Below are 16,999 nucleotides of genomic sequence, written 5' to 3' on the forward strand. Positions count from 1 at the left end.
CACAGTCAAGAGTATGAATTTTCCCGCTCCGTTTGTGAACAACATCCGCGATACTTTTGGCATTGCTGGCGAAGAATGGCTGCAAAGTCTTCCCTCATTGTTGCGGGGTCTTTGTCAGCGTTGGGATCTGACGATCACCGGGCGTGCCGAAGATCTGTCCTATAACTTTGTCGGATACGCGCGTACCAATGCCGATAAAAAACCTGTGGTCCTCAAAGTTCTATGTCCGGATGGGATTCTGGATAAAGAACTGCAATGGCTGAAATATTATCCCGAAGTCACTCCCGCGGTTTTGGCAGTACAAGCTGATCAGCGGGCCTTTATGATGCAGATGGTTTCGCCCGGGAATTCTTTAAAGTCACTGGTGAAACAAGGCAAGGATGCTGAAGCCACCGCGGTGATTGCAGAAATGATCCGGTCGTTGGGAAAAGAGCGCCCGGCGGGACCACTGCCTTACAAGCATGTGCGTGATTTTCTGCCGTCGCTATCACTGTTGCACGGAAAGCTTCCTTCTGAATTGGTCCTGCTGGTGGCGGTTCTTTATGATGAACTTTGCATGACATCCCCACGGGATGTTCTTTTGCACGGGGATCTTCATCATGACAATATTCTGGCTTCTGTTGATGGCTGGAAGATCATTGATCCACATGGTTATGTAGGCGATCCGGCCTTTGAAGTCGGGGCGATGATTTCAAATCCTCTGGATTATTATCCTTCGGAGCAGCCTCTGGAAAAGATTCTGGATCAGCGACTGGACATTCTTTATCGGGAACTTGCGATGGATCCGTATCGGATTCTGGGCTGGGCATTTTGTTATTCAATGCTGTCAGCCGCTTGGAGCGTGGAAGACCGCCAAGAGGTCCCCGAGAATCTTTTGCAGATCGTGCGGATTCTGGGCAGCAAATTGACATGATTAGTGCCTGATATTGCGGAAACCCCTGACAGAAAACATCCGGACAAAGGCCTTCGCTGAAATTAGAATAAGAACAGGGGGCGTTTATGTTGAATGAAAATCCTCTGGGCGAAATCCAAAAACTTGAAAATGATATCTATCGTCTGCAGCGTCGGCTGGAACTTTTAAGAAAAGACAATCCTCCGCTGGAAGTAAAAAACTACATCTTCAAAAACCTTTATGGCGAAGTCACCTTGCGCGATCTCTTTGATGGCAAGGACCGGCTGCTGGCCATTCACAATATGGGGCAGGGCTGCCGTTCCTGCACGTTGTGGGCGGATGGTTATAATGCTTTCTTGCCGGCCCTGGAAGATCAATTCACCGTGGTGATGTTTTCAAAGGATTCACCCGAAGTGCAGCGGCGTTTCGCTAATGACCGTGGCTGGAGATTTAATATGGTGTCTCACGGGGGCGGCCTTTATATCCGCGAACAGAGTGTAGTGCCGGGAAAAAACAATATGCCGGGGTTGGTGTACTATGAACGGCGCGGAGAGCGCATCTTTAAAAAGAACAGCACTGTCGTGGGCCCAGGGGACACCTTCTGCCCGGTGTGGAGTCTGCTTAGCCTTGCCGGTATCGGGATGGATGAATGGACGCCCCAGTATCATTACTGGAGCCGTCCTGAAAGAATGGATGACGGGGGTATGAACCTCAGTCTTTAGCCGAATTTTCCGGCCTGATAGTCTTCAATGGCCTCAATGATTTCTGCTTTGGTGTTCATCACAAACGGCCCGTGGGAAATCACGGGTTCATTGAAAGGATCAGCATGAGCAAAAAGAATCACAGCATCTTCTTCCGCATTCACCCTCAGGGTGTCACCGTCGTTGTTAAACTCAACCAACTGAAATCTTTCGGCGGTCTGTCCGTTGACGGTCACAGTTCCACGCACAACATAAAAGAAAACATTTCGCGGGGCTGAAGCGCTCAGGTCCAATTGGGCGGATGATTTCAGGTGAAGCACCTGGCACTGAATATCCACCAAAGGATTGAATGCGCCGTTTTCCCCCAGCCAGCTGCCAGAAATCACTTCGACGGTCACTTTACCGTCGTCGGTTTTGATCTTTGGAATGTCCGGGGCTTGCAAACCTTTGTAGTTGGGTTTGGTGCGTTTAAGTTTCGCGGGAAGATTCACCCACAACTGAAGAATCTCCAGCGGGCCGCCATTTTTCATGAACTCGGCAGAGGACACTTCTTCATGGATCAGTCCGTCTCCGGCTGTCATCCATTGCACGCCACCGGCGTTGATCACGCTTTCGTGCCCGCCGCTGTCACGGTGGGCGATGTCGCCTTCAAGGATAAAGGTCACCGTTTCAAAGCCGCGGTGCGGATGCGGGCCGAAGGGCAATCCATGATTCGGGGAGGGGTAAGTCTGCGGACCGTGATGATTCAAAAACAAAAACGGATCCACGATGCGCACCTGATTGGTGGGAAGTGCGCGTCGGGTGACAAGATCGTCAATATCCTCACGGATTGCGGAGGCCACTTGTTTTATTGATCGTTGCTTCATCCGGTTCCTTTTCCGCCAGCCAGGCGCGGGCCTGATCCAGCTCTTTACGGGTGAAAACTTCAATGTCAGTGCCCACAATCGGATCAAAGAAATTACTGACGTTTTTCACCCAGTGGATGTCTGTCACTATAGCAGCTTTTGGGATTTTCTTGAGATTTTTTATCCCGAAACGAAGGTCTTTCCAGAAGGCCGCAAGTTCGATCTTGCCGATATCACGCACTTCTTCCAGAACACTGACTTCACCCCAGTCATCAATACGTTTTTGTATCAGATTCAGAAGGGGTACGACGGAATCCTTACTAATATCCCCGTCGACCAGGATTTCTATGTATTTGAATTCGGGGTGTTCAGCGGTCACTTTCAACATGGCAAACTCCTTCTTGCGGATGAGCTTGTTATCGTCTTTCACAAGGTTCGGCGGGGACAAATTAAATTCCCCCTCCTTGTTGAACAGCAAACTGCGTGGTAGCGTTCAGGCATGAAATCAGTGACTTCTGTTCTTCCCAGTGTGGCGACAGGCATCGTGGCGGTGCTGGTGGGCTTTGCAAGCTCCGTGGCCCTTCTTTTTCAAGCGGCCCAAGCTGCGGGTGCCACGCCGTCTCAGGCCAGCTCCTGGGTCTTTGCCGTTTGTGTCGGGGCGGGGTTGGTTTCCATTCTTTTCTCGTGGCATTACAAGATGCCGATTCTTGCCGCGTGGTCCACACCCGGCACCGCTTTGTTGGTGGCAAGTTTTGCAGCGCCCATTCCGATGCCGGAAGTGATCGGAGCTTTTGTTTTCTGTGGTGTGCTGATTGTGCTATCCGGGGTCACGGGTATTTTTGCCCGCGTGGCCAACCGTATCCCGGTGGCGTTGGCGTCGGCCATGCTTGCCGGAGTATTGGTGCGTTTTGGGATGGATGTGTTTCATTCTTTGAAAGCACAACCAGTGCTGGTGCTGATCATGCTGGCGGTTTATTTTGCCGCCCGCCGATTCAGTCCGCGCTTTTCCGTATTGTTTGTGTTGTTGGCGGGTGTGCTGGTGGCGCAAGTGCAGGGGATGCTGGATTTTTCTTCCGTGCACCTTGAATTTGCCAAACCTGAATTTGTGATCCCTGCGTTTTCTTTCCCGGTGATGGTCGGGATCGGATTGCCACTGTTTGTGGTGACGATGGCTTCACAGAATCTGACCGGGGTGGCGGTGTTAAAAGCTTCAGGTTATCAGCCGCCGATTTCTCCGGTGATCACTGGAACAGGGCTTGCCACGATGTTGCTGGCACCCTTTGGGGCGTTTTCGGTGAACTTTGCGGCGATCACGGCGGCGATCTGTGCCGGGCCGGAAGCCCATAAAGATCCCGCCAAGCGCTATATCAGTTCTATTTCCGCGGGGGCTTTTTATCTGCTGATTTCACTTTTTGCCGCCTCGATCATGGCGGTGTTTGCAGCCTTCCCGAAAGAGCTGGTTTTGTCGGTGGCGGGCATTGCTTTGTTTGCGACGATTGCGAACGGTTTGGCTTCCGCCATGCGCGAGGACTGGAGCCGTGAGGCCGCACTGCTCACGTTCCTGGTGACAGCTTCGGGTGTGACGTTGTGGGGGATTGGTTCGCCGTTTTGGGGCTTGATCGCCGGAGGCATTGGCCTTGTGGTGACAAGGCCAAAATAATTAAATCAGAACCAGATGACGTTCCACTTCCAGCACCGGAGAGCTCAGGGGCTGGATAGTGACTTTCAGGTCCTTGAACTTCTTGCGGGCTAAAGTGACTTCTTCGTCGATTTTTTCTTTGCGGCCTTTTAGCAGGAAGTACTTGCCGCCTTTTTTATAATAATCACGGCTGAATTCCAGAATCACATCCACCGGCTTGAAGGCGCGGGAAGAAACCACTTCGATCTTTTCAAGCTTGGGCGGGATCTCGCCGTGAATGCGCAGGTTCGGCGCAATGCTTATGCAGCGATTTAAAAATTCCTGCTTCAGTTTTGATTTTTCAAACAGGTGGTATTCCACGTTCGGGAACTGAATGGCATAGATCACACCCGGAAGACCCCCGCCGGATCCAAAATCCGCAGCGACTTTGATGTCTTTTGGGAAGTCCTTGATTGGCAACAGGCAGTCGATGACGTGATTGTCGATCAATTCCTCGTAGGTCATTTTACGACTGATCAGATTCAGCTCTTCATTGGAGGACCACAACAGATCCAGATACGCCTTTAGCTGAGGCAGGGCGGCTTCGTTGAAACCAAGCTGTAAAAAGACCGGACGACGTTTTTCGAAATGTTCAGACATCCCCCAGTTGTAAAGACTTCGTCGCCAAAAGGGAAGGTCAGACTCTAGAGCCGTTCACTTTTTTGCCTCGAACAGGCCTTCGGTGTGTAGGAAATCCATGATTTTCGGTTTACGGAAAAAGGCCCAGAAAATTACAAAAACTTCGACAGTTTGAGCCACAGTCAAGCACAGGGAAATTTATGCCGATGGGTTAAGAATGAAAAGCACCCCTCAACACAAACTATTCTTCGTAGTCGCCCTGTTGCTTGTTGTTCAGATCCTGGCGGGTTGTAAATCCTCTAGCTCTTCGACGGTAGGTTCTTCGGAAAACTCCTCGTCGTCGACTCCTGATACCGATACCGGCACCACGACGCCGGATCCAGTGGAGCCGGAAGTGGTTCCGCCGGTGACGCCTCCTTCGGTGGATAATAATCTGCGCGAAGTCATTCCTCTTTGGGAAGACAAGGTCGCTGATGGCAAGGCCTGGTCCACGCATGTTTATAGTGCGCTGGATAAACTGGGTCCGAATCTGCTGGACGTGATGCCGGCGGACCGCAGCTTGTTTTGTCCGAAGTATTTCGGTTTGTCCTATGCACAGCGCAAGCAGTATTGGGCTTTTGTGCTGTCATCCATGGTCAGATTTGAGAGTAACTTTAAAACCGAGACCTCTTACACCGAGGACTTCAACGACAGCAACGGCAATCGTGTGATCAGCCGGGGTCTGCTGCAGATTTCCATCGAATCAGGCAATGCTTATGGCTGTGGCTTTAAGTCCACCAAAGATCTTCATGATCCTTTGCAAAACCTGAGCTGTGGTATCAGAATTCTGGATCGCTGGGTGGGTCGCGACGGACGTATTGCCGGCAAAGTGGACGGTGCCTGGAAAGGTGGCGCCCGTTACTGGTCTGTGTTGCGCGCCGGTGACAAGACCAGCTATAAGTCCATCGTCAGCTGGAGCCAGAATCTGTCCATTTGCAAGTAGATCGTTTTGATCTTCACCGGATCGGTGCTATGCTGGGTTCGCTTTAACAAAAGGAGCATCCATGGCATCGATCACACTCAAGGGCAATCCCGTTAACACTTCCGGCACTCTTCCTGAAGCGGGCACTGCCGCCAAAGACTTCAAATTTGTGCGCAACGATCTTTCTGAAGTCTCTTTGAACACCTTCGCAGGCAAAAAGAAAGTTTTGAACATCTTCCCAAGCGTGGACACCGGCACTTGTGCGGCGTCTGTTCGTCGTTTCAATCAGGAAGCTTCCAATCTGGATAACACAGTTGTTCTGAACATCTCTGCGGATCTTCCATTTGCTCAAGCCCGTTTCTGCGGCGCTGAAGGCATCAAGAACTGCGAGACTGTTTCCACTTTCCGCAGCTCTTTCGGCAAGGACTGGGGCGTTCAGATCACGGATTCCCCTTTGGCGGGTCTTCTTTCCCGTGCGGTGGTGACTCTTTCTGCTGACAACAAGGTTTTGTATGTTGAGCAGGTGTCCGAGATCGTGAATGAGCCGAATTACGAAGCGGCTTTGGCGTCTTTGAAGTAATCAGGTCTGTTATAATTGCAAAGCGGCTTTGGGCGAAGGCTTAAAGCCGCTTTTTTTTGTCTCTTTTCAACAGGTTGTGGTACACCTGCGCCCTATGAAACTGCATAATTCCCCCGTTCGCGCCAATAGCTTTCAGGATATGAACCTGGCATCCGTGTTGATGCCGGCTTTGACCAAAATGAAAATCACCAAACCGACGCCGGTGCAAAGCCAGGCGATCCCGGCAAGTCTTGATGGTTCGGATATCATCGCTATTGCTCAGACGGGCAGTGGCAAGACTTTGGCTTTTGCCTTGTCGTTGCTGACCACGTTGCAGAGAAAACCTGAGGCACGCGGTCTGATTCTGGTGCCCAGCCGCGAAATGGCCCAGCAGATTTACAAAGTCTTTCTGGAGCTTTGTGCAGAAATGCCGGTGTCGGTGTGCCTGGCCATCGGGGGCACCACGGGTTCAAAACAAGCCAACCAGCTGAAAAAAAATCCACGCCTGATCATCGCAACACCGGGTCGCATGAATGACCACCTTTCCGGCAACAAGCTGTTATTGCAGAATGTGGAAGTGATTGTGCTGGATGAAGCGGACCGTATGCTGGACATGGGCTTTGCCCCGCAGCTTCGTACCATTCAAAGCACTTTGCGTGGTCCGCGCCAGACGATGATGTTTTCGGCAAGCTTTGGTTCTAATGTTGAATCCATCGCCCAGCTGTTCATGAAACCTGATGTGGTGATGGTGCGTTCAGAAAAAGCCGAAGCGCCGGTGGAAAGCCTGAAACAAAAGGTTCTGTTCCTGGATCGCTCAATGAAAAATGACCGTTTGCTGGATGAACTCAACGCCACTCGCGGCGGGGTGATCGTCTTCACCGGCAATCAGGAAAACTGTGAAGCGGTGGGGAACTATCTGAAGGAATACGGTTTTTCGACTGATCTGATTCACGGCGGACTTTCCCAAGGGCAAAGAAACCGTGTGGTTCGTGGCTTCCGTGAAGGTGAAATCCGCATCGTGGTGGCAACAGATCTTCTGGCGCGCGGCCTGGATGTGCCGCACGTGGATCACGTGGTGAATTTTGATCTGCCTTTCCAGTCTGAGGACTTCCTGCACCGAATCGGGCGCACCGCTCGTGCGGGCCGTGGTGGTGAAGCCATCACCTTTGTCACGCCGTCAGACACGCGCATGTATACCAAAATCAAAGGCTACTTGCAGGGTGCCCAGGAAATCAAAGTCGATCCGACATTTGCCTTCATTGATCGTTCGAAAAAGTTTGATAAAAACAAGCCTGCCAAAGGCGGAGAGTCTGCACGCCGAAATTCAGCTCCTGCCGGTAAGCCCAAAAGCAAGAGTGGCAAAATCAATCCCTTTGCCGGGAAGACTGTAGCGCCCAAAAAAACATCAGGACCGAAGAAGTCAGGATTTGCGAAGAGAAAATAAATTCTGACTCGCCCCGATGAACGGCCTGCTGTATTTTGACTGATTTCTGGGTCAGTTCGGCGGTGAACGACTTGAGCTCTTACATTACATACTTTCTTCATATAAGGATTTGGCTATATCTATAGCCACTCGCGTGTGTTCTACTGAGCCCACACTGTCGTTCACATAGTTCATTAGATGTCCTTTTGTCTTCTGCGAATGGCCCCCAAGCTTTTAACGGAGGCAAAAAATGGGAAAAAAAATTTACGTCGGCAATCTTTCTTTCAATGTCGATCAAGATCAACTTAATCAGGTTTTTGCAGAATTCGGAACTGTTGATACGGTCAACGTGATCACCGATCGTGAAACGGGTCGCAGCAAAGGTTTCGCTTTTGTTGAAATGTCCACTGAAACTGAAGCTCGTGCTGCCATCGAGAAATTGAACGGTATGGATCTGGCGGGGCGTGCAATGAATATTTCTGAAGCTAAACCACAAGAGCCACGCTCTGGTGGCGGTCCTCGTCGCAATGGCGGCGGTTTCGGCGGCTCTCGCCGTTCTTACTAAGATTACCTTGGGAAGGCCGGTCCCCTAAAAAAGACCGGCTTTTTTATTTCAATGCAGGGAGGCCTATGGCGAAGGACGATTTGGTAAGCATCGACGGAAAAGTGTCAGACATGTCCGGCGGGGGTGTTTATTTCATCACTCTTGATAACGGAGTCGATATCCGCGCACGTTTGTGCGGGAAAATGAAAAAGTTCAGAATCAAAGTTGTGGTCGGTGACCGTGTCACTGTGGGGTTGTCCCCTTATGATCCAACCCATGGACTTATCACTCATCGCTTTAAGGCCTGAGTAAAAAACGCGAATCGAATTTAGAAACGATTCGCGTTTACAACGGACATATCAATAAACGGTTTCTTGCCTTCGACAAGATCTGCAACCAGCAGTCCCGTACCAGCACCGCTTTGCAGCCCCAGCATCTGGTGGCCTACAGCCAAAACCAGATTGTTCAAATTCTGATGATAGCCAATCAAAGGCACGCCATCCGGAGTGCACGGACGAAGTCCCGCCCACAGTTCCTGAACCTGAAGGTCGTCGGGAAGATGCAAAAATTCTTTCGCACCTTTTTTAATGCTTTCAACTCGTCTTTGGGTGATCGTAAAATCCTGATCCACCAGTTCCAGAGTGCCTGCGATACGCAGTGTGTTTTCGCGCGGGGTGATCGCGATCTTTTTTTCCACCAGCATGATCGGGTACTGCGGCTGCTTTTCCAAAGTCGGAACGATCATCGCGTAACCTTTACCGCCCAGAATCGGCACACGCAGGCGCATCATCTTGGCCATGGATTTGGACCAGCTGCCGGTCGCCATGACAATCTGCTTGGCACGAATGGTGCCTTGGGATGTTTTTACAGATTCAATGCGGTTGCCGGAAATTTCCATATCCTGCAGCTCGCAGTTTTCTAAAATCTCGCCGCCGTGTTGGCGGATCTCTTTCGCCAGTGCCTGAACCACCAGATAGGGTTCGGCCATGGCTTCTTTATCAAAATAAACTCCGCCCAAAAGGGGAGCTTTCAACGCGGGCTCCATCTGCTGGATGTCGTCGCCATTCAAAATCTTGCCGGTAACGCCGATGTCTTTGACGTATTCCAGTTCCTCAACGGCAGCGGCCACGCCGGCTTGGGTGCGGCTGACCATCATCAGACCTTTTTGCTGGAAACGGGTTTCCGGATAAAGCCGTCCCAGTTTTTCATATTCAGTCAGGCTTTTCTGGGAAAGCACCACCAGGGCATCCACCGCGCGGCGGGCCTGGGTGGCGTTCATGTTCTTCATAAAGTGGTACATCCAGGTGGCCAGATCCAAAGACAAAGAAGGTTTGATATAAAGAGGACCCTCGGGATTCAGCAGCCACTTCATTGATTTTATCAGCATGCCCGGCATTGGCAGAGGCATGGCAAAACAAGGAGTCATCCATCCGGCATTGCCGTAAGAGCAGCCTTTACCCACGGTGCCTTTGTCAATCACACACACTTTGGCGCCACGACGAGAAAGTTCCGCACCCACCGACGCACCAATGATGCCGGCGCCCACGACCAGAATATCCACTTCTTTATTTTGCATTTCTACATTTGATAAAGTTTCGTCCTCAAAAGCAAGTAGGGCTGGGCCATTAGAGAGCCGGTTGCGAGAAAATTCCTAATAAGTTCAGGCCTAGTGCAGGCCTTCTTGTGCTTGAGTGGGACGGTAGCGCAGAAACACGTTGCCATTTTTGAAGCTGCGGCATTCAACAAGCTTCAGGTCACGACGGGACTTCAAACCGTCAAACTGCGAACGGCCCGAGCCCAGAATCAGCGGCAGCACCACCACTGAATATTCGTCCACCAGATTGGCTTCCGCCAGTTGGGCAACCAGGTTGCCGCTGCCTAATATGGCGATATCCGGGCCATTTTGTTTTTTTAGTTTCTTGATTTCGCTGATCAGATCACCTTTGATCAGCTCTGAATTTTCCCAAGTGACTTCGTTCAGGCTTCTTGAAACGACGTACTTTTTCATGCGGTTCATGCCTTCGGCGATTTCGGGCATGGCCTCTTTCGCAGCAGACGTGGGCCAGAAGCTGGCCATCATCTCGAATGTTTTTCGTCCAAACAGCAGAGCGCCGCCCCCTTTGGCGTTTCCGGCAACGAAGGCGGTGAATTCGTCGTCCTGTTCCTGATTGTGGGCCCAGCTCATGTCCGAGTTTTTATCTGCAAAATAGCCGTCCATTGAGACGGAATTAAAGACGGTGATAGTGCGCATGGGGGCCTCCTTGTACCAGTTTATCTTAAGGCCGATTGGGGGTTTTTAAACCCTGCAATTTGTCATGTCGATTTAAGGCCCGTTTGAAGGGTAAATTCTGGAAATTTCTTCCTTTTTTCAATTAAAAGTCCCGCTTTTTTGGGCCCTGTGGTACATGCTTCGTTTAATTCCAAGAGGTCCCCCGTGAAGTTTGAAAAGTTCCATTTGTCTGAAGATTTGCTGCGTAACCTGAACGACAATGGTTTCTTCAGAACCACCGACATCCAGTACAAAGCCATTCCGTCCATTTTGAAGGGCGAGGATGTTCTGGCGATTGCCCAGACCGGAACCGGGAAGACCGCAGCTTTTGCTATTCCAATCATCAATATGATCCACACGGAAAAAAGCAGCAAACGCGCTATCGGGATCAAATGTCTGGTATTGGTGCCAACTCGTGAACTGGCTCAGCAGATCGGCGAGGTTTTCAACAAGCTTTCCAAGCACACCAAGGTGAAGCCATTTGCTTTGATTGGTGGCGTGGAGCAAGACGCCCAAATCCAGAAGCTTCAGGATGGTATTGATATTCTGATTTCGACACCGGGTCGTATGTTTGACCTGATTGCCCAGGGGCATGTGGATATCAGCCGCATTGAAACTTTGGTGCTGGATGAAGCCGATCACATGCTGGATCTTGGTTTCATCGACGACATCACTTCCGTGAAACGCAAGCTGACGAAGCGTCACCAGACGCTGTTCTTCTCTGCGACTATCAATCCGGAAATCAAGAAGCTTGCGTTCTCTCAAGTTCGCAGCAGTGCGATTCGTATTCAGATTTCTCCGGAAGATCCGGTTTCTAAAAACATCACGCACTCTGTGATGTTTGTGGAAATGGATGACAAACGCTTCTTCCTGGCCGAGTACCTGCGCCAGAATGCTGACGGCAAGTTCATCATCTTCGTCAGAACCCGCGTGCGCGCAGAACGTGTTGCGAAAGCTCTGGCCCGTGTTGAGGTCCAGTCTTTGACCCTGCATGGGGAAAAGGATCAGACCGACCGTGCTGAGGTGATGAAGACCTTCCGTAAAGGCGACTGCAAAGTTCTTATCGCCACAGACTTGAGTGCTCGTGGTATCGACATCCCGGATGTCACTCATGTGATCAACTATGATCTTCCTGAAAAGCCAGCCAACTATGTCCATCGCATCGGGCGCACCGGACGCGGCTTTAACAAGGGCGTGGCGGTTTCTTTTTGCAGCAACGAGGAAAAACCTTTGCTGGAAGAAATCCAGGCACTTTTGAACAAGACCATCGAAGTGATCAAGGTCAGCAAGTCCGACTATGAAATCATCGCGTCCCAGCCGGAACACGAGCTGAGCCTGCAAGAGATCATCGAGGCTGCCGAGGCGTCCATGAAGCCTCGTAAGAAACGCAAGTAAGCCGCATATTGTTTTGACATAAAAGGCTCATGTTTTAAGATCAATTCATGAGTCGAATTTCCCAAATGAGCTTTTCTAAAAAGATCTTTCTGGCAATCTTTGGGACGGCCGTCTTTTCCGCACTGACGGTGTGTCTGGTCCTGAACACCGCCCTTTCCAGTCATCGTATCACCGAATTTGAAGAATCCTACATCGATCACATGAACCTATTGGCGGGAACCCTGGTGCGCCTTGAGGGGGATCAGGCCAAGCTTGCCATGAACAATCTTTTGGAAGACATGATCCATCACGATGTGGACAATCTGAATGTGGAGCTGTTCGGCCCGGAAAACGAAAATCTGGGCAAGGTGACAAGACCCGAGTTTGAACCGACATTTGATTCCGCCGAAATGGTGTCCAAAGCCGATGGGGCCTACTGGCGTGATGGGCGTATGGTGGTTCTGACTTCGCTTGAAGACAAAAGTGGCAAAGAATACCGACTGGTGACGACAATCTCGGCGGCGACCATTGAAAAAGAACTCAATCGAATCAAGTACACGCTGCTGGGAACCGCGGCGGCGTTGATCCTGTTTTCATTGTGGCTGTCCCGTGTTTTGACCAGAACTTTGTTGCGCAAGGTGAATGCGATTTACACCTTGCTGGCTGAAATCACGCAGACTCAGGATTATTCCAAACGAGTGAATGTCGCCGGTGAAGAATCCGGCGAGGGCCCCGGCCGGAACTCCAGGGACGAGTTGGATGGCTTGGGCCGAAATCTGAATCACATGCTTCAGGCGTTGCAGGCCAGCCAGTCCCGTTTGCTGGAAGCCGAGCGCGACAAGGCCCGCAGCCAGGTGGCGGCGCAGGTGGCACATGATATTCGCAGTCCGCTGATGAGCATGAACATGGCGCTCAGCCAGATTGAAAATGCCCCGATGGAGCCTTTGGCAATTCTGAAAAGCGCCGTGGCACGTGTTGCAGGCATCGTACAGAAACTGTCCGCTTCGATTGCAAAACAGGATCAGGAATCCGGGGTGGAAGCTCCGAAGCTGACGTTGGTGGAGCCTTTGATTGCCAGTGTGGTGAACGAACACAGTGTGCGACTGAAGCCGGTACAGGAGCTGACCCTGACAGGAGTTTCACCTTTGCCTGAAATCTGGAGTGTCCTGCAGGTCAATGAACTTCAGTCGGCTATTTCAAATCTGATCAATAATGCTTTTGAAGCCGGCGCCACCAAGGTTGATCTGGTTCTGGGCGCGGAAGGCAAAAAGTGGACTTTGCAGATTCGCGACAATGGCAAAGGTATTCCGGCAGCGATTCTTGAAAAGATCTTTGAGCGCAGTTTCACCTCGGGGAAAGCCGGAGGTTCGGGCTTGGGTCTGTTCCAGGCCAAGGCCGCGATCGAGTGGACAGGCGGGACTTTGGAAGTTTCGACGGTCGAGGGCGAGGGAACTGTCTTTACCATGAAAGTTCCCAAAGAAAAGAACCCGGCGTGGCTGGCTCCATCCATTGAAGTTGCCTTAGATCAAAAGATCTTCTTTGTTGATGATGATCTGAACGTATTAAGTGCATGGCAGGCGAAGGCTGCGGCCTTGGGGTTGACTGCGGCGGCGTTTTACAGCTCCGTGGATAAGTTCCTGGCCGAGGTGCCGGTGACTTCCTTGCCGGAGTCTGCCTTGTTGATCATCGATCAGAATCTGAACGGCAGCAAAACGGGTCTTGAGATTTTAGAACAGGTGGCGCTCGCTAAAAGAGCGTACCTGTGTACTTCTGAATTTGACGAAAAATGGGTGCAGGACCGTGTTCGTAAGTTGAATGTTCACCTGATACCCAAGCCTTGGATTTCACAATTTGAACTTAAAGTAAGGACTTCCTAATGCGTATTCTGATTGTTGACGACGAAACACTTGTTCGTAAAACCATGCAATCTCAGATTCCCACCAGTCATGCGGTGACATTGGCGGATTCTATGGAAGAGGCCGTGGATGTATTGGATAAGCAGATTATTGATCTGGTTTTCACGGACCTGTCTTTGGATGAATCCGCAGAACGCCAGGGGATTGAGCTGATTCAGCATATTTCAAAACACTATCCAAGCACGGTGGTGGTGGCGATGACCGGTCATGATGAATCTCATCTGGTTGAGGCTTGCATGAAGGCCGGAGCGGTTGATTATCTGGTGAAGCCCTTTGATGGCAAAGTGCTGACGCAAGTTCTGCGCAAGGCCCCGGTACTGCACCGTCTGCTTCGTCGCAACCAGACCTTGAAGCATCAGGCGGGATCAAAGCTTGTTTCGCACATTAACTTATACACCAAGTCCCCGGCGTTTAAGGCCGTGATCGACACGGCCAAAAAAATCCGTGGCTCTGGTCAATCGGTTCTGATTCGCGGTGAATCCGGTTCAGGTAAAGAAGTGATGGCGCAGTATTTGTGGAGTCTTGAAAACGATGATTCCCGTCCATTCATCGCAGTGAACTGCGGTGCGATTCCGTCCCATCTGGCGGAATCCGAGTTGTTCGGTCATAAAAAAGGGGCGTTCACCGGGGCCACGGAATCCCGCGCGGGTAAGTTTGAAAGTGCTGATGGCGGGGATTTGTTCCTGGATGAATTGGCAACCCTCAGTCAAGACTTGCAGGTGAAACTGCTGCGCGCTTTGAGCAGCGGTGACATTTATCCGGTAGGGCAGGACTTCGGCAAAAAAGTAAACTGCCGCACGATTGCCGCCACCAATGAAAACCTGGAAGAAATGATCGCGGATAAGAAATTCCGTGAAGATCTGTTTTTCCGTATCAAAAAGTTCACGATCACTTTGCCGCCGCTTCGTCAGCGTAAAGAGGACATTCTGGATCTGGCGAACGAATTCCTGCGTGCGGGTAACTATGGGGATAAGTCCTTTAGTAAAAAGGCTGAAGAACTTTTGCTGACGTATTCCTGGCCGGGGAATATTCGTGAATTGAAATCTGCGATTGAAGTGGCATGTGTCCTGGCTGAAGACAATGAAATCCAAGTATCAGATCTGACCCCGCACCTTGTGCAGTCAGCTCCGGTATACGAAGAAGTTATCAAAAGCTCTTCTGTGGCAGAGATTGACGAAGCCGCACTGGAAGGGCGTTACAGCCACGTGGTGTCCGAATTTGAATTGAAGCTGATTGATTTTGCGCTGAAGAAAAAAGGCTCAGAATCCGCAGCCGCAAGATATCTGGGTATTCCACGCAGTACTTTGGGTGATATCCGTCGTCGTTTGCAGGGAATAAAGAAGTAGGTAATTGGCCTACTTCTTTTCTAGAAGTTCCTGAATCTTTTCAAAAGGACGTCCGATGGCAGCGGCTTTGCTGCCAATCAGAATTGGGCGCTCCAGCAATCGCGGTGTTTTCACCAGATTATGAATCACTTCCTCGGTACTATTCACATCAAAGGGCGCCTCGGTGAAGAGGGCCTCTTTTGTGCGCACCAAGCTCGACACCGGAGTGTCGAGCTTTTGGATGAGCGAGCGCAGTTCGGCTTCGTTTAAGGGGTTCTCAAGGTACTTGCGCACCTCAAGTCCTTCGATGGAACGAAGGGCTTCGATCGCCTCGCGGCTTTTACTGCAGCTGGGATTGTGAAGCAGAACCCACGTCATGATTAGCGAGCCAGCTCGGCTTCAATCGCTTTTACGATTGTTGGATCTTCCGGAGTCATGTCTGGCGCAAAACGCGCCACCACGTTGCCGGTTTTGCCGATCAGGAATTTTTCAAAGTTCCACATGATGTCAGAAGGACCACCGGAAAGAAGGCCGTGTTCTTCCAGAACAGACTTCAATTTGCCGCCTGGAACTTGTTGCGCTGCTGGTTGCAGGGAAGTCAGTTGCTGGTACAGCGGATGTTGGCCTTCGCCCTTAACAACCATTTTTGCAAAAACCGGGAACTTCACGCCGAATTGAGTGCGGCAGAACTCCTGAATTTGTTCGTTTGTGCCGGGCTCTTGTGCGCCGAACTCGTTCGCCGGGAAAGCCAGAACACGCAGTCCTTGGGATTCATATTTCTCGTGAACTTTTTCAAGCCCCTCGTACTGCGGAGTCAATCCGCATTCAGAAGCCACGTTCACAACCAGCAAAACTTTGCCGTTGAAAGCAGACAAGGTGGATTTTTTGCCGTCAGCAGTGTCGAACTGAATTTGATCAAGAGAAGTGCTCATAAGGAATCCTTTCTGAATGAAGTCCTTGGATAGCGAAGATCTATCCAATTTCCCCAAGCAGGTAAAGAGCTAAGTTTGGGCGACCAGGAACTCTTCGCCTTTGGAAGGTTCCAGCCCGTCAGTACGGCCCTTGAAGTACTTTTCAATGATCTGCTCGCGGGACACGTGCTTGGCATTGGGGAATCCTGCCTGCAAAGCCAGTGCGGTCATTTCTGCGGGGCGGAAGAAGCTAATGAAAGGCGTTCCCGCGGCTTTGGCTTTTTCATAAACCATTTGGTGGCCGGGGCGCTCTTCCGGATCAATCAAATCTAGCGGCACCATGTAAGTCATTGCAAGCGTTGAACCTTTCGCGAACTGAGAGACCTCGCGTAGGGTTTCTTTGTTCGCCGCCAGGGTCAGATACATGGTTACGCCGGTAGAGGCAATCACCGCCGGTTTGCCGGGATTGAAGCCATGTTGAATCAATTTTTCTGTCCAGGATTCTCCGGCTTCAAAGTCGACGGGCACGAACTGCAGATGGCCTATGGTGTCCAAGCGGGTTTCTTGCAGGCGTTTCTTTTTCCAGGCCTGGGTTTCAGGCTGATCGATTTCAAAGATGCGAACTTTGTCAGCCACTTGCGGGTGGCGTTGCGCGAAGGTGTCCAGGCCCGCTCCAAGAATCACATACTGATCCACACCATTTTTTATTTGCTCTAACACCAGATCTTCAAGAAATCTTGCGCGTCCTACGATAGAGGCGCGGTAGCCTTTTGTTCCCATCGGGTGCATGTCACCGCGTTTTTGCCAGCCCTCTTCCGGAGCGATCAGTTTCAATCCCACGTCATCATTGAACACCGGGGGATAAGCATCCAGCTGTAGATGGATGGCGCGCCACAAAGCTACGCGAACTGCCGTATGATCAGGGATGGTTTTTGGTGGATTCTTCATGGGAGTTCTCCTGGATCAAGACTAGCACGGGAATTTAATGGCGGTCTATGGTCCAGCTGATGCATTCAGTTTGT

General features: G+C 51.0%; 19 protein-coding genes. 11 read left to right on the plus strand and 8 right to left on the minus strand.

Going from position 1 to position 16,999, the window contains the following annotated elements; genetic code table 11:
- Positions 1–13 precede the first annotated feature (13 nt).
- Both BDT_RS01540 and BDT_RS01545 read left to right on the plus strand, forming a co-directional pair.
- Positions 14–913 carry an aminoglycoside phosphotransferase family protein gene (locus BDT_RS01540; protein ID WP_015089497.1) on the plus strand — a complete coding sequence of 300 codons (900 nt, stop codon included), beginning with the start codon at positions 14–16 and terminating at the stop codon, positions 911–913.
- Positions 914–999: 86 nt separating this feature from the next.
- A complete protein-coding gene (locus BDT_RS01545; protein ID WP_015089498.1) occupies positions 1,000–1,614 on the plus strand; it encodes a DUF899 family protein in 615 nt (204 codons plus the stop codon).
- On the opposite strand, the gene BDT_RS01550 is transcribed toward BDT_RS01545, so the two are convergent.
- Complete coding sequence (locus BDT_RS01550; protein WP_235046224.1) at positions 1,611–2,459, minus strand: pirin family protein; 849 nt, start codon at positions 2,457–2,459, stop codon at positions 1,611–1,613. The genes BDT_RS01545 and BDT_RS01550 overlap by 4 nt on opposite strands.
- On the minus strand, positions 2,416–2,826 hold the full coding sequence (locus BDT_RS01555) for an STAS/SEC14 domain-containing protein (protein WP_235046225.1): 411 nt from the start codon (positions 2,824–2,826) through the stop codon (positions 2,416–2,418). The genes BDT_RS01550 and BDT_RS01555 overlap by 44 nt, the downstream gene beginning before the upstream one ends.
- A 111-nt stretch (positions 2,827–2,937) precedes the next feature.
- Between BDT_RS01555 and BDT_RS01560 the strand changes: the two genes are divergently transcribed.
- Positions 2,938–4,098, plus strand: coding sequence for a benzoate/H(+) symporter BenE family transporter (locus tag BDT_RS01560; protein ID WP_015089501.1), 1,161 nt, complete (start codon positions 2,938–2,940; stop codon positions 4,096–4,098).
- Here BDT_RS01560 and BDT_RS01565 read toward each other — a convergent pair whose 3' ends face one another.
- Positions 4,099–4,716 (minus strand): 16S rRNA (guanine(527)-N(7))-methyltransferase RsmG, encoded by a 618-nt coding sequence (locus BDT_RS01565; RefSeq protein ID WP_015089502.1) that lies wholly within the window; start codon positions 4,714–4,716, stop codon positions 4,099–4,101.
- 196 nt (positions 4,717–4,912) lie between these two features.
- Between BDT_RS01565 and BDT_RS01570 the strand changes: the two genes are divergently transcribed.
- The 5 genes from BDT_RS01570 to infA all read left to right on the plus strand — a co-directional run bounded on the left by BDT_RS01570 (position 4,913) and on the right by infA (position 8,490).
- Positions 4,913–5,677 carry a hypothetical protein gene (locus tag BDT_RS01570; RefSeq protein WP_080602313.1) on the plus strand — a complete coding sequence of 255 codons (765 nt, stop codon included), beginning with the start codon at positions 4,913–4,915 and terminating at the stop codon, positions 5,675–5,677.
- 61 nt (positions 5,678–5,738) lie between these two features.
- A complete protein-coding gene (gene tpx / locus BDT_RS01575) occupies positions 5,739–6,236 on the plus strand; it encodes a thiol peroxidase (protein ID WP_015089505.1) in 498 nt (165 codons plus the stop codon).
- Positions 6,237–6,330: 94 nt separating this feature from the next.
- On the plus strand, positions 6,331–7,659 hold the full coding sequence (locus BDT_RS01580; RefSeq protein WP_015089506.1) for a DEAD/DEAH box helicase: 1,329 nt from the start codon (positions 6,331–6,333) through the stop codon (positions 7,657–7,659).
- 229 nt (positions 7,660–7,888) lie between these two features.
- Complete coding sequence (locus tag BDT_RS01585) at positions 7,889–8,203, plus strand: RNA recognition motif domain-containing protein (RefSeq protein ID WP_015089507.1); 315 nt, start codon at positions 7,889–7,891, stop codon at positions 8,201–8,203.
- 65 nt (positions 8,204–8,268) lie between these two features.
- Positions 8,269–8,490, plus strand: coding sequence for a translation initiation factor IF-1 (gene infA / locus BDT_RS01590; protein WP_011162918.1), 222 nt, complete (start codon positions 8,269–8,271; stop codon positions 8,488–8,490).
- 20 nt (positions 8,491–8,510) lie between these two features.
- On the opposite strand, the gene BDT_RS01595 is transcribed toward infA, so the two are convergent.
- Entirely contained in the window at positions 8,511–9,758 is a 1,248-nt protein-coding gene (locus tag BDT_RS01595; RefSeq protein ID WP_015089508.1) for an NAD(P)/FAD-dependent oxidoreductase, read from the minus strand.
- Positions 9,759–9,848: 90 nt separating this feature from the next.
- Positions 9,849–10,433 (minus strand): dihydrofolate reductase family protein, encoded by a 585-nt coding sequence (locus tag BDT_RS01600; RefSeq protein WP_015089509.1) that lies wholly within the window; start codon positions 10,431–10,433, stop codon positions 9,849–9,851.
- A 183-nt stretch (positions 10,434–10,616) separates the two neighbouring features.
- Between BDT_RS01600 and BDT_RS01605 the strand changes: the two genes are divergently transcribed.
- The 3 genes from BDT_RS01605 (at position 10,617) to BDT_RS01615 (ending at position 15,087) form a co-directional block, all read left to right on the plus strand.
- The gene (locus tag BDT_RS01605; RefSeq protein WP_015089510.1) at positions 10,617–11,846 is read left to right on the plus strand and encodes a DEAD/DEAH box helicase; all 1,230 of its coding nucleotides are present in this window, start codon (positions 10,617–10,619) and stop codon (positions 11,844–11,846) included.
- A gap of 65 nt (positions 11,847–11,911) precedes the next feature.
- A complete protein-coding gene (locus tag BDT_RS01610; RefSeq protein ID WP_015089511.1) occupies positions 11,912–13,702 on the plus strand; it encodes a sensor histidine kinase in 1,791 nt (596 codons plus the stop codon).
- Positions 13,702–15,087 (plus strand): sigma-54-dependent transcriptional regulator, encoded by a 1,386-nt coding sequence (locus BDT_RS01615; RefSeq protein ID WP_015089512.1) that lies wholly within the window; start codon positions 13,702–13,704, stop codon positions 15,085–15,087. The genes BDT_RS01610 and BDT_RS01615 overlap by 1 nt, the downstream gene beginning before the upstream one ends.
- Before the next feature lie 9 nt (positions 15,088–15,096).
- On the opposite strand, the gene BDT_RS01620 is transcribed toward BDT_RS01615, so the two are convergent.
- From BDT_RS01620 to BDT_RS01630, 3 genes are all read right to left on the minus strand, one after another.
- Complete coding sequence (locus BDT_RS01620) at positions 15,097–15,444, minus strand: ArsC/Spx/MgsR family protein (protein WP_015089513.1); 348 nt, start codon at positions 15,442–15,444, stop codon at positions 15,097–15,099.
- Positions 15,445–15,446: 2 nt separating this feature from the next.
- Positions 15,447–15,998: a glutathione peroxidase gene (locus tag BDT_RS01625; RefSeq protein WP_015089514.1), complete on the minus strand. Its 552-nt coding sequence runs from the start codon at positions 15,996–15,998 to the stop codon at positions 15,447–15,449.
- Between the two features lie 69 nt (positions 15,999–16,067).
- Positions 16,068–16,925 carry a class I SAM-dependent methyltransferase gene (locus BDT_RS01630; protein ID WP_015089515.1) on the minus strand — a complete coding sequence of 286 codons (858 nt, stop codon included), beginning with the start codon at positions 16,923–16,925 and terminating at the stop codon, positions 16,068–16,070.
- Between the last annotated feature and the right edge of the window lie 74 nt (positions 16,926–16,999).

The sequence above is a fragment of the Bdellovibrio bacteriovorus str. Tiberius genome, from assembly GCF_000317895.1.
GTDB classification, from domain to species: Bacteria; Bdellovibrionota; Bdellovibrionia; order Bdellovibrionales; family Bdellovibrionaceae; genus Bdellovibrio; species Bdellovibrio bacteriovorus_F.